This is a genomic window from Vibrio sp. CUB2 (genome assembly GCF_001557945.1).
Taxonomy (GTDB): domain Bacteria; phylum Pseudomonadota; class Gammaproteobacteria; order Enterobacterales; family Vibrionaceae; genus Vibrio; species Vibrio owensii.
The window spans coordinates 265,204-287,953 of sequence record NZ_LNRB01000003.1; the positions used below are offsets into that span (position 1 = coordinate 265,204).

General features: G+C 45.1%; 17 protein-coding genes. 7 read left to right on the top strand and 10 right to left on the bottom strand.

The features are described 5' to 3' along the window. From ATB78_RS06000 to ATB78_RS06015, 4 genes are all read left to right on the top strand, one after another. A complete protein-coding gene (locus tag ATB78_RS06000) occupies window positions 1-1,086 on the top strand; it encodes an efflux RND transporter periplasmic adaptor subunit (RefSeq protein WP_061008091.1) in 1,086 nt (361 codons plus the stop codon). After that, a complete protein-coding gene (gene vmeI / locus ATB78_RS06005; RefSeq protein WP_039842538.1) occupies window positions 1,083-4,193 on the top strand; it encodes an efflux RND transporter permease subunit VmeI in 3,111 nt (1,036 codons plus the stop codon). Before ATB78_RS06000 ends, vmeI begins: the two co-directional genes overlap by 4 nt. 70 nt (window positions 4,194-4,263) lie before the next feature. Then, complete coding sequence (locus tag ATB78_RS06010) at window positions 4,264-4,860, top strand: DNA-3-methyladenine glycosylase I (RefSeq protein WP_061008092.1); 597 nt, start codon at window positions 4,264-4,266, stop codon at window positions 4,858-4,860. After that, window positions 4,832-6,382, top strand: a complete 1,551-nt coding sequence (locus ATB78_RS06015) for a recombinase family protein (protein ID WP_061008093.1) — start codon at window positions 4,832-4,834, stop codon at window positions 6,380-6,382. Before ATB78_RS06010 ends, ATB78_RS06015 begins: the two co-directional genes overlap by 29 nt. Before the next feature lie 105 nt (window positions 6,383-6,487). Here ATB78_RS06015 and ATB78_RS06020 read toward each other — a convergent pair whose 3' ends face one another. The 10 genes from ATB78_RS06020 to cls form a co-directional block, all read right to left on the bottom strand. Then, on the bottom strand, window positions 6,488-6,712 hold the full coding sequence (locus tag ATB78_RS06020; RefSeq protein ID WP_061008094.1) for a hypothetical protein: 225 nt from the start codon (window positions 6,710-6,712) through the stop codon (window positions 6,488-6,490). Further along, window positions 6,702-7,013 carry a hypothetical protein gene (locus ATB78_RS06025; RefSeq protein ID WP_061008095.1) on the bottom strand — a complete coding sequence of 104 codons (312 nt, stop codon included), beginning with the start codon at window positions 7,011-7,013 and terminating at the stop codon, window positions 6,702-6,704. The genes ATB78_RS06020 and ATB78_RS06025 overlap by 11 nt, the downstream gene beginning before the upstream one ends. Before the next feature lie 69 nt (window positions 7,014-7,082). After that, window positions 7,083-7,472: a hypothetical protein gene (locus ATB78_RS06030; RefSeq protein ID WP_061008096.1), complete on the bottom strand. Its 390-nt coding sequence runs from the start codon at window positions 7,470-7,472 to the stop codon at window positions 7,083-7,085. A gap of 457 nt (window positions 7,473-7,929) precedes the next feature. Continuing rightward, window positions 7,930-9,309, bottom strand: a complete 1,380-nt coding sequence (locus ATB78_RS06040) for a hypothetical protein (protein ID WP_061008098.1) — start codon at window positions 9,307-9,309, stop codon at window positions 7,930-7,932. A 270-nt stretch (window positions 9,310-9,579) separates the two neighbouring features. Next, complete coding sequence (locus ATB78_RS06045) at window positions 9,580-10,365, bottom strand: recombinase family protein (RefSeq protein ID WP_240537365.1); 786 nt, start codon at window positions 10,363-10,365, stop codon at window positions 9,580-9,582. Between the two features lie 1,215 nt (window positions 10,366-11,580). Further along, window positions 11,581-13,110, bottom strand: coding sequence for an Ig-like domain-containing protein (locus ATB78_RS06050; protein ID WP_061008099.1), 1,530 nt, complete (start codon window positions 13,108-13,110; stop codon window positions 11,581-11,583). A 294-nt stretch (window positions 13,111-13,404) separates the two neighbouring features. After that, window positions 13,405-14,262, bottom strand: coding sequence for a lipase secretion chaperone (locus tag ATB78_RS06055; RefSeq protein WP_061008100.1), 858 nt, complete (start codon window positions 14,260-14,262; stop codon window positions 13,405-13,407). A 13-nt stretch (window positions 14,263-14,275) separates the two neighbouring features. Then, the gene (locus ATB78_RS06060) at window positions 14,276-15,178 is read right to left on the bottom strand and encodes a triacylglycerol lipase (protein WP_061008101.1); all 903 of its coding nucleotides are present in this window, start codon (window positions 15,176-15,178) and stop codon (window positions 14,276-14,278) included. A gap of 280 nt (window positions 15,179-15,458) precedes the next feature. After that, entirely contained in the window at window positions 15,459-16,664 is a 1,206-nt protein-coding gene (locus ATB78_RS06065) for a cystathionine beta-lyase (protein WP_061008102.1), read from the bottom strand. A 190-nt stretch (window positions 16,665-16,854) separates the two neighbouring features. Next, on the bottom strand, window positions 16,855-18,312 hold the full coding sequence (gene cls, locus ATB78_RS06070) for a cardiolipin synthase (protein WP_061008103.1): 1,458 nt from the start codon (window positions 18,310-18,312) through the stop codon (window positions 16,855-16,857). A gap of 373 nt (window positions 18,313-18,685) precedes the next feature. Here cls and ATB78_RS06075 point away from each other — a divergent pair, with 373 nt between their 5' ends. The 3 genes from ATB78_RS06075 to ATB78_RS06085 all read left to right on the top strand — a co-directional run bounded on the left by ATB78_RS06075 (window position 18,686) and on the right by ATB78_RS06085 (window position 22,723). Then, complete coding sequence (locus tag ATB78_RS06075) at window positions 18,686-20,113, top strand: sodium-dependent transporter (RefSeq protein ID WP_081096568.1); 1,428 nt, start codon at window positions 18,686-18,688, stop codon at window positions 20,111-20,113. Window positions 20,114-20,367: 254 nt separating this feature from the next. Then, complete coding sequence (locus tag ATB78_RS06080) at window positions 20,368-21,981, top strand: methyl-accepting chemotaxis protein (protein ID WP_061008104.1); 1,614 nt, start codon at window positions 20,368-20,370, stop codon at window positions 21,979-21,981. A gap of 49 nt (window positions 21,982-22,030) precedes the next feature. Continuing rightward, window positions 22,031-22,723 (top strand): TIGR01621 family pseudouridine synthase, encoded by a 693-nt coding sequence (locus ATB78_RS06085; RefSeq protein WP_061008105.1) that lies wholly within the window; start codon window positions 22,031-22,033, stop codon window positions 22,721-22,723. Window positions 22,724-22,750 lie beyond the last annotated feature (27 nt).

Below are 22,750 nucleotides of genomic sequence, written 5' to 3' on the forward strand. Positions count from 1 at the left end.
ATGAAAGGAATCTTAGCTTTAACCACACTTTGCTCAGCAATGCTATTGGCAGGTTGTGGTGACAAAGGGCCGGAGCGAGAACTTGAAACGCCGCGCGTTCGAGTGGCTTCTCTGGAAGGTCAGAAGGTTGACGATAACCTGTATTTTCCTGCTGTCGCCAATGCTGCTGACCGTTCACACTTAAGCTTCCGTGTTGCGGGCGAGGTCAGTCGAGTCTTGGTCAAAGAAGGTGATAAGGTCACAAAAGGTGATGTTATTGCGACGCTGGACCCTACCGATTACAAGCTTGATGTTGATAACGCATCGGCGCGTTTTTCTGTGGTTGACAGCCAATACCGCCGTTCAGCCCCTCTAGTGAAAAAAGGTCTATTGGCAAAATCACAATTTGATGAGATTGCAGCACAGCGTCAAATTGCACTTGCTGAACTTGAACTCGCCAAGCTTCGTTTGTCGTTTACAGAGCTAAAAGCACCGGTTGATGGTGTTATTTCGCGCGTAAACGTAGACCAGTTTGAAAACATTCAAGTTGGTCAGTACATCGTAAACATTCACAGTGTGGATCGCGTCGAAGTACTGATTCAGCTTCCTGACCGTTTGTACGTTAATCAGCCTCCGACTGAAGAACATCTGACGGGAATCAATGCCGTAGTTCGTGTACCAAGCGGCAATGAATACAACGCTCAAATCAAAGAGTTCACCACAGAGCCAGATCCTAACACTGGCACCTTTACGGTGACGCTGTCTCTGCCTATGCCAGACAACGAATATATTCTTGATGGTATGGCGGTGGATGTGACCTCTAAAGATGAAAAGACCGGTCTGGACCTCAACATCGGTATCAACGTGCCAATTGAAGCCATCTTTAATGCTGATGGTGATGATCTGGATCGTGAAAACAAATTTGTTTGGGTCTTGAATGACGACAATACCGTAACTCGCAAGCAAGTGCGTGCTGGTAAAGCGTCACAAACCTCGGTTCAAATCCTTGATGGTTTAGAGCTTGACGACAAAGTGGTTGTCGCTGGTGTGTCCCGATTAAGAGATGGCATGAAAGTGGAAGTGGTTAAGCAGGAGGCAACTCAATGAGTGAACAAAATAACGTTGCGCCTCAAAAAGATGATGATGAAAACGTAACGGGCATCGCGGCGTATTTCATTCGTAACCGTGTAATTAGTTGGATGGTATCGCTGATCTTCTTAATCGGTGGTATCTCTGCGTTCTTTGGCCTAGGTCGTCTTGAAGACCCAGCCTTTACCATCAAAGACGCAATGGTTGTCACTTCTTACCCTGGTGCGACACCGCAACAGGTCGAAGAAGAGGTAACCTATCCAATCGAAAAAGCGATTCAGCAATTAACCTATGTGGATGAGGTTAACTCCATTTCCAGCCGCGGTTTATCGCAAATTACTGTGACCATGAAAAACAACTATGGTCCGGATGACTTACCGCAGATTTGGGATGAGTTACGTCGTAAAGTCAACGACTTAAAAGGCACGTTACCGCCGGGTGTTAATGATCCATCGGTCATTGATGACTTTGGTGATGTATATGGCATCTTGTTGGCCGTAACTGGTGATGGGTACAGCTATAAAGAACTGCTCGACTATGTGGACTATTTGAGACGTGAGCTCGAATTAGTCGACGGAGTGAGTAAGGTTTCTGTATCTGGCCAACAGCAAGAGCAAGTCTTCATTGAGATTTCGATGAAGAAGCTAAGCAGCCTAGGTCTATCTCCGAACACGGTATTTAACCTACTATCGACACAAAACGTCGTTTCTGACGCAGGTGCGATCCGAATTGGTGATGAGTACATTCGTATTCAGCCAACCGGTGAGTTCCAGAGCGTTGACGAACTCGGCGATTTGCTACTGACAGAGTCGGGCGCGCAAGGTCTGATCTTCTTGAAAGACGTAGCGGAAATCAAACGTGGCTATGTCGATGTTCCAACCAACATCATTAACTACAATGGCGAGTTGGCGCTCAACATGGGTATTTCGTTTGCCCAAGGCGTTAACGTAGTTGAAGTGGGCAAAGCGTTTGACCGCCGAGTGGCAGAGCTTAAATACCAACAGCCAGTTGGTGTCGAGATCTCAGAAATTTATAACCAGCCAAAAGAAGTAGATAAGTCGGTAAGTGGTTTCGTTGTCAGCTTGGCGCAAGCGGTGGGCATCGTAATTGTCGTTCTGCTCTTCTTTATGGGGTTACGCTCGGGTCTTCTCATTGGTCTGATCCTATTGTTGACGGTATTAGGTACCTTCATCTTTATGAAGTACTTTGCCATCGACCTACAGCGGATCTCTTTGGGTGCTCTGGTTATCGCACTGGGTATGCTGGTGGATAACGCCATCGTGGTCGTGGAAGGGATACTCATCGGTACCCAGAAAGGACGAACGAGACTTCAAGCTGCTACAGACATCGTAACGCAAACTAAATGGCCTTTGTTAGGTGCAACCGTGATTGCCGTTACGGCATTTGCTCCAATCGGTCTGTCAGAAGACTCGACGGGTGAGTACTGTGGTACCTTGTTTACTGTATTACTTATCTCTCTGATGCTGAGTTGGTTTACTGCGATCTCGCTAACGCCATTCTTTGCTGACATCTTCTTTAAAGGTCAGAAAATCAAGAGTGGTGAAGGGGAAGACAACGACCCTTACAACGGCATCATCTTCGTGGTGTACAAAAAGTTCTTAAACTTCTGTATGCGCCGAGCATGGTTTACGGTTGTGGTTTTGGTGGCAGGTCTTGCGGCAAGTGTGTACGGCTTTACGCATGTAAAACAAGCCTTCTTCCCATCATCAACCACTCCTATCTTCCAATTAGACGTTTGGTTGCCTGAAGGTACAGACATTCGCGCGACAAACGACAAACTGAAAGAGCTTGAAGGTTGGCTAGCTAAGCAAGATCACGTTGAGCACATTACCACTACTGCGGGTAAAGGCTTACAACGCTTCATGCTGACTTACTCACCAGAGAAGAGTTACGCAGCCTACGGTGAAATCACGACGCGTGTAGAGAACTACGAAGCGTTGGCACCACTGATGGACCGCTTTAGAGATCACATCAAAACCAATTACCCAGAAATCAACTACAAGTTGAAGCAAATTGAATTGGGTCCTGGCGGCGGTGCGAAGATTGAAGCGCGTGTTATCGGTTCAGATCCAACTGTACTTCGTACTATCGCAGCGCAAGTGATGGACGTGATGTATGCCGATCCTGGCGCGACCAACATTCGTCATGACTGGCGTGAACGTACTCAAGTGCTAGAGCCTCAATTTAACGAGAGCCAAGCACGTCGTTACGGTATCACTAAGTCTGATGTGGATGATTTCCTATCTATGTCGTTCTCAGGTATGAATATCGGTTTGTACCGCGATGGCACAACGCTGATGCCAATCGTAGCTCGCCTTCCTGAAGATGAGCGTATCGACATTCGTAACATCGAAGGCATGAAGATCTGGAGCCCTGCACAGAGCGAGTTTATCCCGCTACAGCAAGTGACGATGGGTTACGACATGCGTTGGGAAGACCCGATCATCGTTCGTAAAAACCGTAAGCGCATGCTAACGGTGATGGCTGATCCAGATATCTTGGGTGAAGAGACTGCAGCAACATTGCAAGCTCGTCTACAACCACAGATTGAAGCGATTGAAATGCCACCGGGTTACTCACTAGAGTGGGGTGGTGAATATGAGTCATCAGGTGATGCGAAGGCGTCATTGTTCACTACGATGCCGATGGGTTACCTGTTCATGTTCTTGATCACCATCTTCTTGTTCAACTCGATCAAAGAGCCGCTGATTGTTTGGTTAACGGTGCCTCTGGCATTGATTGGTGTAACAACCGGTCTGCTCGCCTTGAACACGCCGTTTGGCTTTATGGCACTGCTTGGTTTCTTGAGTTTGTCGGGCATGGTATTGAAAAACGGTATCGTACTGCTTGACCAGATCGAGATTGAGATGAAGTCAGGTAAAGATGCGTACGACGCGGTTGTGGATGCAGCGGTAAGTCGTGTGCGCCCAGTATGTATGGCGGCAATCACTACCATTCTTGGTATGATTCCTCTATTACCGGATATATTCTTTAAACCAATGGCTGTAACCATCATGTTTGGTTTGGGTTTTGCGACTGTACTGACACTAATTGTTGTGCCAGTGTTGTATCGTCTATTCCACAAGGTGGCAGTGCCGAAGTAACGACTGAGTTTTAAGAACGTTCTAAAGCGCCTCTGGCTAACCGTCAGGGGCGTTTTTATAAGGATTAAATATGGAACAGAATACGTGTGCATGGGCAATGAACCATCCACTTGAACGAGAATATCACGATGCAGAATGGGGCATCCCTGTGCATGATGATACCGTGTTGTTTGAGTTCATCACGTTAGAAGGTGCGCAAGCTGGTTTGAGTTGGATTACGATTCTGAAAAAGCGAGAAGGCTATCGTGAAGCATTTGAGCACTATGACTTAGATAAGTTAATTCAACGCGATGAAGAGCGCACAGAGTTCATCGTGGAGAACTACGACGTCGTTAAACATCGCGGTAAAATCAATTCGGTATTTAGCAATGCCAAAGCGGCCAAGCAATTGATAGAAGAATACGGAAGCCTTTCCGCTGCGCTATGGCAATTTGTTGATGGCAAGCCAATTGTGAATCACTGGACAGACATGAGCCAAGTGCCAGTATCGACAGAGCAGTCCAAAGCGATGAGCAAATTCCTTAAAAAGAAAGGCTTTAAGTTTGTGGGCGAGACGATTTGCTACGCCTTCATTAAAGTTTTTGCTTTGTATGGTTTAGGTGATAAGCTCTGCACCCCTTTAAATACAAGGCTTTCAAATGCAAGACCTACCAAAACAGGCTTATAGCTACCGTCGATTTTCTTTCTTAACACAGAAGTTCGGCTCATCTCTGAAACGTCAGACCAAACTAGCCCAAGACTACGCTACACAGCATGGCCTAACTCTCAGTGACACATCATTCGAAGACCTAGGGGTATCGGCTTATCGTGCTGCCAATGCCAGTGAAGACGCAGGCCTAGGCCAATTCCTGCTTGCTCTACGTGAAGGCAAGATCACCACACCATGCACGCTATTGGTTGAAAACTTGGATCGTCTATCGCGTGCTAAAATCAAAGTCGCAATGAGACAACTTTGGGATATCACAGACCAAGACGTACACGTTGTGACTCTGGTTGATGGCCGCATTTACACAAAGGACATGGATTTCGAGGACATAATGTTGGCAGGTCTCATCATGCAACGAGCACACGAAGAGTCCGAAACCAAGTCAAAACGTCTACAGGAAAAGTGGCAAGAACGTCGAACCCTCGGAAAATTCATCCACAAAAATTGCCCGTTCTGGCTCACCCCCAATAAAGATCGCACTGATTACGAAGTTAACAAGTACATCGAAACAGTACACCAAATCTACGCAATGGCACTTGGTGGCCTAGGTTCGCGAGTAATTGCTCAGGAACTTAATTCATCTGGCATCACTGCTCCCCGTGGTGGCCTATGGTCTACAGCAACCATCACCAAAGTACTTAACAACCGTGCAGTACTTGGGGAATATCAACCTAAACAACGTGTGATTGTTGACGGTGTACGTTCTGAAAAACCTATCGGTTCACCTATCCAAAACTATCCAGTGATCTTGGATTCTGATTACTTCGACCAAGTACAATCAGCCCTCCGTGGCCGTCATAAAGGAAATAACCGCAACTCAACCAAGACATACCGCAACGTCTTAAAACACATCGCACATTGTGGCTGCTGCAACGGAACGATCCGACTAAAGCAACAACAACACTTGTATTACTTGCAGTGCTCGGTTGAATGTAAAGGTTCTCGACCTGTCAGCATCCGATACTTGCACGACTGGTTAAACGAAGTGTGGATCACATCAGATTTCGCGTCTGTCAGCCTCTCAGACGTACCCGAAGCAAAGGAACTAGCCACGCTAGAGAGTGAACTGGAAAAGCTCACAGAAGCCGTTTCCGGTCTTGCTGCTGCATACGCTGCAACACTTGACCCAACCATCAACAGCCAACTATTAGAGACATCAGCCAAGAAGGTAGAAACCCAGACCAAATTAGACGATTTACGTTCTGAACTCTCCCCATACAACCAGACAAAGGCAGCACAATTTGAGCGTCAAATGCTGGTGGACTTGGCCTTCTCGGAACGTAACGAAGTCGAAAACTTTGTAGCCCGTACCAAGTTAACAGGCCTATTAGCACAGCTTAAAGACTTCATCATCCACAAAGGCCAAAACGATATCGTAACGTTTGAAATTAAGACCGCACAGAACGAGTCGAAGACCTACACGGCAGTGAAAAACCCGTACCACAAGACACGAAAACTCACCGGAAAAATCTGGAACTATTAGCCCTCTCTGGCACCTAAGAAGGAAAGCCCTTTTTCAGTGATCCCCGCAAGCTCTCAGGCCTTATGGCACAAGGGTTTGCAGGGATTTTTTCTTCTTAAAAAAGTGTTATTTTCTTACTTCAATCCACACCCATTCCTCACTTGGAACTGGTACACTGGTATCATGAAATTCTACGATAACCTTGCCGCAATAGCCCTTGCTAATAGACTGCACCTCTTTAACATGCAGACGTATCTCAGGACTCAGGTTAATGACTTGGTGCTTTATCATCCCGTCAACTTCTTGAAGTCCGGTGATCTTGTTCTTTTTGTCGTAAAACTCAATTAGCATTATTCATCATCCAATTTTTCAACTTCATACCTCCCCAAGACCTACGGATCTCATGGTTGGCCGATTGCAGTGCCAGTCTATGTGAGTTCACACGTTCTGGAATGTTTAAAGGTTCACACGGTGCAGACCTAAACTGCAACCCTGAACCATCATCGACCAAGTACACGCAATGATCCTCCGTCTCCGGTTCAGGCTCAGAAAAAACGTCTACAGTAGTGCATCGATCTTTTTTCTCCATACGTGCCATGAATGACGCATCGAAATCACCATCTTCATGTTTCTTATAATCAAGTATAGGCATGTTAACCCCCTTAAAAAGCCCCGTAGCATCACACCACAGGGCTTGTCATTAATTACTGGTACAACTGCATTAAACAGTCATGTTAACACCGCACGGACACGGTTCTGACGGTGGATGACACACCCAGTCAGCAGGGACGATCTTGTCTCCGAACTCACTTAACAGTTGAGCTATTCGCAAGTCCATTTCTTCGGGTGTTAACTGTTGCTTTTCAGTGACCTCGTCCTCTGTTTTGGCAACAATATCGAGCAACTTCGAATCACATTTAGCACGCAACTCGGCAGGCTGATCCTCATCCTTAACAACCTCAATCAAGAAGTCACCAACGTGAAACGTGTCGTTGTTGGCCTCTAGTTCAAGACGCTCGCGTATCAGTTTAGTGAGACGGTTCTCACTGCCTATTTTTCGACCCGTGCCGTAGGTATTCCCTGCTGCAAATCTTCCGTTTGAATCTCTCATGAGTTCACCTCCTTGGTGGTTTTATTGTATTTAGCATTAGCAACAGCACGACAACGGACACACGCTTTAGGTGCTGCCTTGTATCGTATTGTCTTCTTGTGGCCTGCATTCCAACAGGTTCGGCAAGTCTTCCCGACTGCCATTATTTCAGGGTTAAATTCCATTTAGGCCTCTATTTCAATAGGTGCTCCAGTGTATGGCACAAACGGACTTTTACACCATTTGCACCGTGCTTTAGGTGAGTCTGTCAGTGCTTCACAATCTGCATTCGAGCAAATTTTCGTCACATAACGCACACCAGTTTTTTGTTTCGGTTCAGTGGCATAGTGTGAGCCTGAACCCATCCCGATCATACGACCATCAGAACGCACGAACTTTTTCATGGCCTTGGCTAGTCGTCTTTTTTCTGCTCTGGTCTTAGGTGCTGTCAACTCTGGCACAACAGGGTTTGTACGTTCTACAGGTTCAGCTTGCTCGGCCTCGGCAGTATCCCAGACCAACAGGTTTGCAAACTCTGCCTTTGGCTCTCGGCTTTAAGTTCAGCCGCAACCGCTGCTCTATGCTCTTTACCGTGGGGTTTAAGGTCAATAGGTGGAGTCCATCGGATAAACGAACTCTCACCCCTTGGGTGCTTGTTTCCGTTGGCCTTGTACTCATTGAAACAGTGATCCGCAAAGGCCATTGCCTCGTCCATGTTGATACTTTCAACCGCATACTGCTGCAACGTTGGCTCACCCGGAATAGACCAACCCCAATCAGCCCATTTAACAGGCTTGCCAAGTTGAATCAGCTCAGAGTAATGACCCATCTCACGCTTAGCCAATAGCAGGTCTTTATAAGTTGGATTGCCGTACATGGTACGACGTTCTGACAACTTCTTGATTGAACCAGACAACAGGCCATTCAGAATGTGTATCCAGTCCTGACGTTCTGCAAACTCGGCCAAGTCTCTGGCATCTGCCAACGGTGCCACGCGGTCAAAAATAAGGGCATAGCCCTCAATACGATTAAAGGCAGGGACACGGTTTTTACGTGCCTTATACTCAAACTCGGCAGCAATTGCGGCCTCAAGTTCAGCACACTCGGACAACCATTGCTCTCGGCTAAAGGCCTCCTTCTCAGCGTCAGACCAACGGGAATACTCCGCACCCCATTCAGGGAATACGAAGTCCTCCGGAGTCAGCAACACCCAATCGTTTGGATCTGGTGTACCCATTGACGGTTCTTTGATTTTCTTACCAGACAGATCATAGTCCAGACGTTGACGCACCAGACCACGCATCTTCGCGTAAGTCTTCACGGCCTCCGTTCTGAACTGCTCCGGATCTCTTTGGATAGCAAACGGTGGTCGCAAGTACTCATCACTAACGGGACGTGCAGAACGTTGACGGTTGTATTCGATAGTCGTAACAATCAGGTTCGGGGCTTGATGTGAACCAGACCAGAAACGGCCTTGGCTATCCTGCTGCAACTTACCAACTGCCACGTAATGATCCGCACTCCAATCGGCTTTGCCAGTGTCACCATTCAAAGTAACAACAAGGTTTTTACGGTCTTGTGTCAGTGCATACATTTGTTTGTTTCCATAAAAAGACACTACTAGATCCTCCGGTAGTCTTGCTCTGATAGCAGATTCAATTTCGAACTTATCACTGGTGTATTGTGGTCGGTTCTTGTTTCGGTTGTCCTGACGATACTCAGTCGTCCGGTTCTTGTTGTTTTTCTTGTTTGACTTCTTATTCCGTGCAGCTTTGCAACGTTTGCACTTGCCATCTGCATAGAAATCTTTGTGCTTTTTATTGCACTTTTTACAGTGTTTAGGCTTATCTAAAGCCATACAATTAGCCCTCTCTGGCACCTAAGAAGGAAAGCCCTTTTTTGTCCCTTCAGCCCTTATGCAATAAGGCTTCACAGTGATTTTTTGTGCTTCTTAATTTACACTTTTGATCCTAACTCTCAATCGTTTTTAGCCCAGATCAAGACCCAGACTGCAAACAAAAATTAAGGGTACGAAAATGCTGGTGGCAATACATTTTTCCAGTTGTTTAGAGATACAAAAAAAGGCTACCCAACCGGATAGCCCATTGCACTTAATTGTTCGCGTGATCTATTGCTGCATCTCTTTGATGTGTCGGTACAGTGTAGCCACACCAACCCCCGCTGCCTTTGCTGCCTTCTCTTTCGAGATACCTTTGGCAACGTACTCCATCGCTTCTTCCAACTTCTTACGTGTCTTATTTGATTGCTGCTTGCCCTTGTACTTGCCCTCTTCTTTGGCACGGTCGATACCAATACGCTGCTTATCTAGCATATCTTCACGCTGCATCTCAGCAATAGCCGCGATAGTCGTCATGATGACCTTACCCATAGTACTTGTAACATCCATGCCGATATCTTTGACGTACACTTTCACACCCTTCGACTTCATCTCATCAACAAACGAGATCACATCACCAGTGTTGCGGCCTAGACGACTGATTGACAGTACAGCAATAAGATCACCACGCTTAACAATGCCACGCAGCTTTTGAAATTCCTCACGGCCTATTACATTCTTGCCCGACTCCTTTTCAGAAAACACCACGGCACTTGGGTATTCTTCTTGCAGCTTCTTAACTTGCTGCTCTACGTTCTGCTCTTTCGTAGACACACGAGCATAAATGTATTGTGTCGCGTCACCTGCTGCTTCTTCTTCTTGCAGTGCTTGCCACATCTCACCAACCACAACCACACGTTGTTGAGCCGGAATAGATTTAACCTCCGACCAATTAGCACCACAGACCTGCACAACTTTTTTCTGCTCTGCTTCACGTTCTGCTGCACTGACCTTTACGACCACACCTGCTTCATTCGTGTACTGGTAGCCTAGGTGGTTGGCATTGATTGTACTCATTCTCTTTTATTCTATCGTTTGGGTTAGGGCTTTATGATAATTTCTCATTTAAGTCCTGTCAACTCTAAATGATAGGGTTTTGATAGGTGATTACCCCCGCACATACATTATCGCTAGGGCATACCCATCTGATAGGGGTTTATGTATGCACTTAATGGCATGGGTTGCTGGTGGACTGAACTTGTGATACAATACTAGATCGACTAAAAAACCATCGTTCTTTGTTATGGAATGGTTGTAGCTGTTAATGGTCTGTATAGATTTGTTATTCCTAAGTGAATGGAATAGAGAGGAGTGCAACAATGTAATAACATTTCCACCAGCTTTACTTACATTTCAGTGTAAATACTAAGCAGGATTGTTAGATCATTGTGAAGAATGTAACGCTACACGATAGACACTGCATGGTTTGTTATCAGATAGTCATAGGGCCGCTCTTTATGTTATGCCTCTGTTATCAGTGAGGACGGCACACCTACACCCAAAACAATTGGTCGCTACACTTCTTTAACACCTATGCAACACCCCACCTCCCCCTTTATGAAAGAGAGTGCAGATCCATAACACGCTTTATAGTGCCACCGTACCCCAAAAAGCTTATCTTACAAAAGCTTATCTCCAAATCTCACAAATAGCACAAATATCACATAGGTCGGCATTTTCTTATAAATGATAAATGTGAGATTTAAAAGGGAGGTTTAACGTCTATTTGCAAAACAGGAAACCTGCTTGTTTGGAGTGAGTAAGCCCCACGGCTTTCATGGTTCCTGCTCTGGTGCTATTGCGTCCGAACTCCAAGCAGGTAGGCCGTTTTTCTAAACTATGCTAAGCAATTTCTTTAATGCAAGCAGTAGGCATGGTCGATGACCACATTGTTGGCTGTCCTAAAAAGCCGAATTAGTTTTTAATTCTAGCTATTTGGTCTAGTCATTAAGTGTATAGCTGTAATTTACTTGATAAATATAGGGTTTGAGCTTTAAAAACTATCATTCTATAAATATATTGAGGGGGAATGAACTCATTGAAATGATGCTACACTTTAAGCACTAAGGATACCCATAGCGCCAGATGATTAAGCAGTATCAGGGTTATGTTGCATTCTCTCTGGGTTTATCTGACGGCTAGTTTATTTAAATTTAATCTTGTTTTTCATTTGTCCGTTTAACAAAAAAGTATTCTTCAAAGAAGTCACTGTTTCCAATGACTTCTAGTATATTACTTGGCTAGTTCTTGCTTCAAAGTATTGAATAGAACATCGTTCTCAATCACGAACGAATCTTGGTATGTGAACTCATTATCTGCATAAAGGGTTTTGCCAGAGATGTTAACCACTTGACCGTTTTCAACACCACTAAGAAACTCTGGAGTTAAAATTAGTTTGTGGTAAGTCTCAAATGTGAGATTGTTGTAATGTGAAGCTGTAGAATGGTTGACTTCGTACCAGCTTTCATCTTCAAACCATATATGCGCTTCAGTAGAGAACGTGTAGTAGTTATCCACATAATCTTGAGTTACTTCGAACTCCCGCATCAAACGTAGACTAGAACTTTCATCGTTTAGGTAATACATAACACCGTTGTTGTAGTTAGCGACGTTCGCAGCACCAGATGGCATACCGTAGCAAGTATAACCCTTGGTGTTACAAATGGTGTCGAACTCATCAATGTCAGCATTTAAACGAGAAGCAAGCTCTTGGTGGTAAGCCTTTGTTCCGCCGTAGATATCTTCAGCAATAACATTAACAATTCGAGCTAACGAATTAGATACATAGAAGCTCACAGTGTGGGTATCTTCAATAGAAACACCGTCCAGTGTTTTCTCAATGGTCATCTCACCGCTCATTACGAATGAATCTCCGTGGTTAATGATTTGATAGATTTCAACAATGTCAGTCTCAAACATCATCACGGCGTACACGTCATTATCGTCAAAGATTTCAACTACATGCTCAGATTCTTCAGATTGGTCTGAGTTGTACTTCAAAGAAGATCCTTTTACTGTAAACTCAATGCCTTCTTTGTTTCCGTTCGTTGCCAGCTGGTAAGAGTCAGAGAAAGTTCTGGTTTCTGGATAGAAACGAGTCGCCCCGTAACCTACAAAGAACATGTCATTTGCATGATCAATGCCACACCAAACACCGTCACTCATTTGGCACAAAGCTAGAACTTCATTGATAGCTTTATTTGATAGATCTAGATTCACAAGTTCGGCAAAGGTAGCATCCACTTCAAACTCATCTTCTAAACACTCACCACCTATTCCGCAATCTTCTGTTGGTGGAATAGGGGCGGGTTCGATATCTGTCATTGGAAGTGATACACGGACTTCAAACGTGTTAGTTATAGTTGTTAAAGAGCCATCAGACACCGCCACAGAAATCTCATGTGTACCAGCATAGTTAGGATCACCGTGGATAACCATGTAACCATTCGAATCAACAGTAATAAATTCTGAACCGCTGCGAGCTGTGTAATATAGTTCATCACCATTAGCATCAGAAGCTTCTATTTGGTGGTAGGCAACCTCATCTGAGCTAAGACTAAAGTTAGGAACACTAGAAACAACAGGCGCATAGTTAACAGGAACCAAATCAGTAGGTGGAACAACTGGTGTTGAAGGCTCTAGAGGAATAAGCGGCTTGTTATCATCAACAGGCGGAGGAGTGGGAGGAGACGCTCCACCGTCTGAACCACCACAACCAATCAACGTCGCTGACACAAGAGATGCTAGAAATAACCTTTTCATTTTTACTTATCTGATATGTTTGAATAGGAGCGAATCCTATCAATGCGCATTATATTAAATCTATTTACAGTTTTTATAATTCCTATTTTTACAATTTGTGTTGAAAAATGCTTAGAAGAAGCGAGTTTAGCCGCCCATATACCCCTTGAATAGAGCACATTTTTAGAGAAATGACGCTTGGTTTTTTTATATCTCAGAGGTGTGAGGTTTTAAATGCAAGGCGTCTTTAATGGGCGATTCCGGACACTTTACGTTTTTTGATATTTTCCTTAATGACTCTTGGACTTTAAGTATCTAGTTTGGTGACTCACTATCATGAATTCTTTCTAAAGCTTCGACGCGACGCCATTGGTTTTGCTCGAAGCTTTGTTCTCTTAATCCGGCGATTTCTGTTTTCTTTTCTTCTTCGCCGAGGAAATCATTGTTGATGATCTCCGCTCGTTTCTCTAAATAATCGTTGAGTGATGCATTAAACGAGGCTCGTTGTTCATCCAAAGCCTGTAGTCGTTCGGCGCCTTCTTCACCCACCAAATCAACACGAGCCAAATACTTCTCTTGTGCAGACATTTCCGAGGTCTGATTTAGTTCAATCACTAGTGCGTTATTGCGCTCACTTTGCTGAATATATTCAGGTTGAGAGGCGAGATTTTCTTCGAGCATTTGTTGTTGAGAATCCGCGTCTAATTCAGTTTCTTGAATGGCGAGTTTATCTATTGCTAACTGACGTAAGCGATTTTCTTCATCGAAAAGTTGATCAATTTGTTCGTCGGTAAAAAATTCGCTCTGCATCGACAAGATGGCGTTGTTCAGTTGTTCCAATTCCATCAATGACAGTGAATTTCCTTCGAACGGTTCTAGCTTGGATAACGCTTCTTTGTAGGCGAGATAAGTTTCGAACAGCTCAGCGTTGATACCCAGTGAATTTGATTGTGATTCGCCGGCTTTTACGTTGGCTTTGATTTCTTCAAGGCTTTGCTCCCCAAGACTGCTCAATGAGTACTCAAAGAAGTCTTTCTGGGAGGAAAGATCAACTGTAGTGTCTTGTTGTGAATGCGCCTTTGTTGGCTTCGCTGACTGAGGTTGAAACAAATAAACCGCTCCTACACTAACGAGTGATACAACGGACACAATGACAAGAGCGGCTTTCTTCATGATAAGTTCCTTTTTATAGACCTTGCAGTTTCAGGCGATTTGCATGCTGACGATATAGTGTGACTGGGTCAGTTTCGAATAAGTGATGAATGCCAAGTAATCCGTTGATTTCATCCAGATGATTCATCTTGTAGTTGTCTCGAATCACCTTACCTAGGTGAGTACTGCATGCCCCAACAAGGCCATCGTTTGGACCATCAAATGCCAAGCCTAATACGACCATTGCGCCGTCTGTTGGGTCAAACAGATTGGTAAAGTTTGAAGCGCCCGTCCATGAGTAGTAATACACGCCATTGGATGCCAATAAATCACCATCTCCGCATTCACTGGTTGGGATGCCTTCCGGATAATATTGGTTGAACGCCAAAGAACCTTCGGTGGTTAGAGCTTCTAAAGAGGCCAAAGGATCTTGGTCGAGGTCTGTGCCACCAGAAAGTAAGTTAATCAGTGTGACGAGTCCTTCTGCCAACTTCACGGCCACGCCTTCACTAATAGAGCCTTCAGGCACCGTACCGCGCACAATATCTGCAACTTTAGAGCCCTTATTTACCCCTCCGATACTGGTAACGGATGCCACTAAGTCTGGGCGTATGGAGGCGACATAACGTGTTGTTGGGCCCCCGTGACTGTGCCCAATCAAGTTGACCTTCTGTGCGCCTGTTGCAGCAAGCAGTGTTTCAACCTGTGCCAAAAGCTGCTCACCGCGAGCATCACTGCTGTTAGTCGCAGACACTTGGGCAACATAAACCGTTGCGCCATCTTTGGTCAGAGAGTGTGGGATGCCATAGAAGTAATCGACACCGGCTAAGGTATCAAAGCCAAACAACCCATGAACAAGAACGATGGGATATTTAGTCTCCGTGTAACCACTGGCGTTGGCAGATGCAAAGGGTAGGGTGCTTAAAACGAAAAGCATTGTTGTTATGAATCTGAGTTTCAAAACCATCTCCTTGTGGTATGACCTCTTATGAGTTTTATAAAATAGGAGATAAGTTTTGCGGTTGAGAAGTTCGTTTGTGGCACATTGTTTTAATCTGTGATTACTCAAAAGAAAATCAACAGATTCAATTAACATTGGATTGATGAATATTAGAATGTTAGTTAATTCTAATTAAGACAATGAGTTAGTAACTCTATAATGAGGGGCAAAAAAATAGCCTCGCAGTACGAGGCTATTTAATAGTTGTTCTGAATGCTTATAATGAGGCTTCTTTTTCTAGTACGAGTGCGTTGTATCGCTCGAAGCCAGCTTCAAGATCGACAATGAGATCTTCAACATCTTCAAGACCGATGTGAAGGCGGACAAGTGTGCCTTCGAAGTTTGGATTCGCCACTGTGCGCAAACTGTTAAAGCTCTTTGGTTCGTTAGCTAAAATCAAACTCTCAAAACCACCCCATGAGTAACCCATGCTGAAGTGTTTCATGCCATCCAACAATGCTGTAGTTGCTTTCGGGTACGAGCTTTTCAATACGAATGAGAACAAGCCATTACCACCGGTAAAGTCGCGCTTAAAGAACTCATGACCAGGGCAGCTTTCTAGGGCAGGGTGACGAACGTGATCGACTTCAGGGCGGCTTGCCAACCACTGTGCGACTTTCAGGCTGTTCTCTGCATGCTGGCGTAAGCGAACATCCAAAGTACGAATACCGCGCAGACCAAGGTATGCATCATCAGGAGAAACGCATTGTCCCATAAGGTAGCTTTGCTCGCGCAGCTGGTCCCAGTATTTCTCTGACGCAACGGCCGTACCCAACATTACATCTGAGTGACCAACAATGTACTTGGTTGCAGCTTGGATAGAGATATCAACGCCGTGCTCGAATGGTGAGAAGTTCACACCGGCACCCCAAGTGTTGTCCAACATGACGATGATGTCTTGCTCATGAGCAATGTTCGCCATCGTTGGGACATCCATCACTTCCATGGTGATCGAGCCAGGAGACTCTAGGAACAAGATTTTGGTATTCGGTTGAATAAGCTCACGAATACCTTCACCAATCATAGGGTCAAAGTAAGTTGTCTCGACGCCCATCTTCTTCATGATGGTGTCGCAGAAGTCGCGAGTCGGTTCGTAACAGGTATCCACCATTAAGATGTGATCGCCCGTTTCAACAAAAGACAGGATGGCATTAGAAATCGCAGCAGTACCACATGGGTATAGGGCACAACCCGCACCGCCTTCGATCTCAACCATGGCATCTTGGAAAGCAAAGTGCGTATTCGTGCCACGGCGTCCGTAGAAGAGTGTTTTATTTGTACGGTTGATCATTGCTTGGTTCTTTTCAGCAACCGTATCAAAAACGATGGTTGAAGCGCGCTGTACTGGTGGGTTTACCACGCCGTTAGTCCATTTCTTGTCTCGACCTGCGGTAACGAATTTGGTCTTTTTGCCTTCTGACATAAAAATTCCCTGTCTAAATTACGATTTTCAATATTTAAAACATGGACCAAGGGTGGTTTGCAAGGGAAAAATGGAAATGACAGGGCTCGTCAGAGCATCATGTGAACATGAGGAGTAAAGAGGGGGATAAAGAAAACCGACAGCGTGAATCTGTCGGTTTTGTATGGATTTATCGGTTTTAATCTATTTATTACAGTAATGGGTTAAATAAATAGAAAACACGCTCTAGGAATCGAGAAAAAATGCTGCGCTTTTCCCACTCGACTTTATCAACCGTATGAGACTGACTGATGTAAGTATCCTGTAGCCACGACATTTGTCTTGTGAACTCTTCGTCGTCTACCGCAAGCGTCACTTCAAAGTTCAGCCACAAGCTTCGCATGTCCATGTTGACCGTACCAACCAAACAGAATTGTTGGTCAACCCCCCCCGATTTCGTGTGTAGTAAACCGCCATAAAATTCATAGATTTTGACGCCTGCAGCAAGTAACTCACTGTAAAACGCACGTGAAGCCCACTGGACCATCATCGAATCGTTCTTATGCGGAATGATCAGTTCCACTTCAATACCGCGTTGTGCGGTCATTTTAAGCGTTTCCAATAAGTCTGTGCTCGGCACAAAGTAAGGCGTCGTGATTCTGACAGAGCGATTTGCTTGGTTAATGGCCAGCGTAAGCACTTGGTAAATTAAGTACTCTGGCATCCCCGGACCAGATGGAACCACCTGAATTGGATGTTGAAACTCATCGCTGTTGTCAATGCGGCACTCTGGGTGCTTTGGAAACTGACGCTCGCCAGTCTCTACTTCCCAATCCCAACAATGGATAGCGCTTAATACGTTTACCGTTGGCCCTGTAACACGCACCATGATATCGATCCATTGACCCACGCCACTATTCTGTTTAAAGAAAGCAGGATCAACCAAGTTCATAGAACCTGTATAGGCTATCTCGTCATCAATCACGATGATCTTCCGATGCTGACGTAAATCCAATCGGCGAAGGAAAATACGCCACATCTTTACTTCTAATGCCTGCACCACATCGATGCCTGCATCCTTCATCATCTTGTACCAAGGGCTACGGAAGAAGCGAGGGCTACCAGCTGAGTCGAGCAGCAGCTTAACATCCACGCCACGCTTCGCAGCTTGAATCAATGCAGAAGCAACAGAGTCGGCCAAGCCGCCCGGATGCCAAATGTAGAACACCATTCGAATGCTGTGTTGTGCGTTTTCGATATCTTCAATGATTGAATGGAGAATCTCATCCGGCGATTGTTGAAGTGAAAGCGTGTTACCACTCAGTGCTGGAAGGCCAAGACGGTTGTTACATAACTCATCGATGCGATAGATGTGACGGCCCATGGCTTCTGGAACATGCGCGTTACAATCATTTAACTGAGTGAACCATTGTTGGAACGGTGTGAACATGACTTTGGCACGTTCCGCACGTTTTCGGCCAAGGTTGAGCTCACCAAACAGGAAGTAACAGGCAACACCAAGCACCGGAAGGATGTAGATGATCATGAGCCATGCGAGAGAAACGCTGACAGCGCGACGTTTTAATACGACACGAATAGTAACACCAGCGACTAGGAACCAATAAAGTCCGATGCTGGCTAGGGTGAGAAAGTGATAGAACTTGTCCATATACGCCAAAAGTAATAAGCCCAATATGGATATTAAGCGTAAATGGCGGAACGGGAAACTATTTTCATACCATCACGGATAAGTGATTTTGTGTTGTGAAATGAATTTTATAACGGGGGTTTGTGTTACTGAGGTGTGAAAAGTTGGATGAAACTTTAACTTTTGCGCAAAAAAAGCAGCATTTAGCGTGAACAATGATACATTTGTGCGATAAATGTGCTGATCGGGGTTCCAATTTTAAATTGAAACTGCTTTACTTGCCATACATAGAGCGTCATACAAACATCTTATAAAGTGTACATTATTTTTTACACGAACATATTCTAGACGCCTATCTCTATGCAAACACAACAATACATTTTGGAGAAAAAGCGTGGCTACAAATACAGCAGCACCACGTGATACGTGGGGGTCTAAACTAGGCTTCGTAATGGCAGCAGCGGGTTCCGCTGTCGGTTTAGGCAATATATGGAAATTCCCTTACACAGCTGGTGAGAGCGGCGGCGGTGCGTTCGTTGCAATCTACCTTCTATTTGTTATTTTTATCGGCTTTAGCGTAATGCTTACTGAATTCGCTATTGGTCGTAAGACAGGTCTTTCAGCAGTAGGTGCTTTCAAATCTACTGACCGTCGTTGGACATTTACGGGTGTTATCGGCGTACTAAGTGGTCTACTGATCATGGGTTTCTACCCTGTAGTAGGTGGCTGGGCGCTAGCGTACATCTTTAAAGTAGGTGGTGGTCTACTAAGTGCTCCTGAAGCCATTGGTGACAGCTTCGGCGGATTCATTTCTGATCCAGTTCAACCGCTAATGTGGATGGGTGTTTACCTGTTCCTAAACATCGTTATCGTAATGAAAGGTATTTCTGGCGGTATCGAGAAAGCGGGTAAAATCCTAATGCCTCTTCTATTCCTTATCCTGATCGTTGTATCAGTGAAAGGTCTGATGCTACCGGGCGCAATGGCAGGTCTTGAGTTCCTATTCATGCCAGACTTCTCGAAAGTAGACAGCAATGTCGTTCTAGCGGCGCTAGGTCAGGCATTCTTCTCTCTAAGTCTAGGTATGGGTTGTATGATGACTTACGGTTCTTACCTGAAGAAGAAAGAGAACCTAGTTCAAACAACCGGTATGGTTACGGCAATGGACACAGGTGTTGCAATCCTAGCGGGTGTAGCAATGTTCCCAGCAATGTTCGCATTCGGTATGGAGCCAGCAGCAGGTCCAGGTCTAGTATTCGTAGTTGTACCTCAACTGTTTGCTGAAATGGGCGGCGTAATTGGTCTTCTATTTGCTCTGATGTTCTTCATTGGTCTAACAGTAGCGGCACTGACGTCTTCTGTATCTCTACTAGAGGTTGTGGTTTCTTACCTAATTGATGAGAAAGGTCTGAAGCGTTCAACAGCGGTTATCTCTGCAAGTGTTTTAATGGCGACACTGTGTGTGTTCGCATCGCTATCACTTGGTGGTGTTGGTCCAACACTATTCGGTACGGGCGCATTTGATATCTTCGACCTACTAACGGATAAGATTTTCCTAGCAGTTGGCGGTATGTTGGTATGTATCTTCGCAGGCTGGCGTCTAAACCGTGCTGACCTAGAGAAAGAAATTACTAACGACGGTAAAGTATCTTTCCCACTGTTTGGTCTTTGGTACAACCTAGTTAAATACGTAATCCCAGTTGCTATCGCAATCGTAGCCTTCATGGGTATCAAGTCTGGTTTCGACAGCGGTAAAGGCGAAATCATGCTACTAGGTATTGGTATCATCGCAGTCGCTGGTATCTTCTCTAGAAAGCTATAAATATCTAGATTAAACAAACGATAGAAAGCGGGAGTCTTAACAGGCTCCCGCTTTTTTATATTTATCATTTATAAGAATGAGTTAATTCATATTAATTATGGGTATTAATTGTGAGATCACTCGCAAAGAGATTTAGATCACAAAAAAATGTATTAAAGTTGCAGTTGTTCGTTCCGATAATCCTTACAAAGCATGTGTAAATGTGTGGATAAACCAAGTTAAAAAATAGAAGACAAGGGTAAGGAAGGTTATTAGTGACAATGTCTGTTCGTAAAAAACTGTACGCGAGTTTCGGTGGCATTTTGGCAATCATGCTAGTGATGATAGGGATCATTACATTAGAAGTGTTGAACTCGCACAAAGTAGCTGATGAGGTGAGAACGGACGATGTTCCTGAAACCGTTAACTACTTAATCTTGATTGATGAAGCAGGTGACGTGTACCGCGATGCTTTAGGTAGCATCGTTAATGTTGCGGGTGCTCAAGCGGATTACCAATCCAATAAGCTAGAGTTCGCAGCCGCAATTGAAGAAGTGAAACGTCTTGAGACGGTTGGTGGGGAAGATTACCGTAACATCGAGAAGATGGAACGTTACATGGCGAACTTCACCCAAGATTTTGAATCTCAGGTGCTAACCAACCTTGGTTTAGAAAACGTTGAAGAAAACGTTGCGCGCCTTCGCTCTCTTTATGACGCTAACCTAGCGCCGATTGAATCTATCCTTGATGCAGCATCAACGGATGGTCGCCAAAGTACCAGTGAAGCGCTACTGGATCTTTCTGATTCATTTAACAGCATTGAGCTGACGATTTATGTACTTGGCTCGATTGCGCTTATTGCAACCGCGGTTATTGCGTACTTGTTGTCTAACTCGATTACTCTTCGTTTAAGTAAGCTGGACGAGCTGGCGCAACGTGTCGCTGAAGGTGATTTAACGGTAGAACCGATTGAAGATAAATCGGGTGACGAGTTGGCTAACCTAGCGACTTCCCTAAATAAGATGCAAGCATCATTGACTAGCCTTATTGGTTCAATTTCGCTCGTATCGGAAGAAGTAAAATCTGTTACCGGTGAACTGTCCGTTGTGAGCCAAGATATTGTGTCGGGTGCGAGCAGCCAATCTGATAAAGCAAACTTGATCGCGACTGCGGCAGAAGAGTTGAGCTTGACCATTTCTCAAGTTGCCGAGCAAGGTGCTGCGACGTTTGAAGAAGCACGCAAGTCGGAATCAACCGCTGAACAAGGTCGCAACGTGATTGTTGAGATGGTGGAAAGCATTCAGCAAGTATCACAGCAAATGTCGGATATGTCGGTGCAGATGAACAGCCTAGGCTCTCATGGTGAGAAGATCGGCGCGGTTATCAAAGTGATTGAAGACATTGCAGAGCAGACGAACCTTCTGGCATTGAACGCGGCAATTGAAGCCGCGCGTGCAGGTGAGTTTGGTCGTGGCTTTGCTGTGGTTGCCGATGAAGTACGCGCTCTGGCTGAACGCACAACAAAGGCAACACAAGAGGTCGGTGAGATCATTCAAGCGATTCAAGTGGGCACTCAAGAGGCCGTGACTTACACGGAAGATGGCTGTCGTTTGGTTGAGATTGGTGTGAGTCAAAGCTCGGGTGCGGTGAACTCATTGGAAGAAATCGTTTCTGGTGCGGCGCATGTCCAAAGCATGGTGAACTCAATCGCGACGGCAGCGGAAGAGCAAACTGCAGTGACGAAAGAAATTGCGGCTGACATTACCTCGATCAGCGATATCTCAAACCGTTCATTACAATTGGCGAATGACAGCTCGCAAAGCGTAGAAGGTCTGAACCGTAAAGTTCAAGAATTGGAAGCGCTGGTGGGTAAGTTTAAGCTCGCCTAATTGCTTAGAATCGGTATACTTCTGGCTCCAAACGTGGAGCCAGTTTTTTATGTTCGACATTCTACACACCCATCCAGATTTTCTGATCATCAATAAACATCCCAACGTCTCAGTACATAAGGACGATGGTGATACCATGTTGCTGCAAGAAGTAGCGAAACAAAGTGGTGATGAGCAGTTGTATCTTATCCACCGTCTCGACAAAATGACGTCTGGAATTTTGCTTTTGGGTCGCAGCGCAAAAGCAGCAAGTGCGTTGTCGCAAGCATTTGCAGATCGTGAAGTTGAGAAGTTCTACCTTGCGATTGGTTCGAAAAAGCCTAAGAAGAAGCAAGGACTGGTAGTGGGTGACATGGAACGCTCTCGTCGTTCGTCATGGAAATTGGTTAACAGTAAAACGAATCCCGCGATTACCCAATTCTTCTCCCTCGCTGCAGAGCCGGGAGAGCGCTTGTTTTTATGTAAGCCACATACTGGCAAAACACACCAAATTCGCGTGGCATTAAAATCCGTTGGTTCGGGTATTGTTGGCGATCCTATTTATAATGCAGGCAATGAAGCTGACCGTGGCTACTTGCATGCATTTTCACTGTGTTTCCCATATCAAGATGAAACACATTGCTTTGTTTGCGATCCGCGTGAACACAAAGCGCTTGGCAGCAAATGGCACAATGAAACGGTATCCCAAGGTCTCGACACTTGGCTCTCTCCGTGGGAGCTGAACTGGCCTACGATTAAATAACCATCACAAAGAAAACTAATAAGAGAA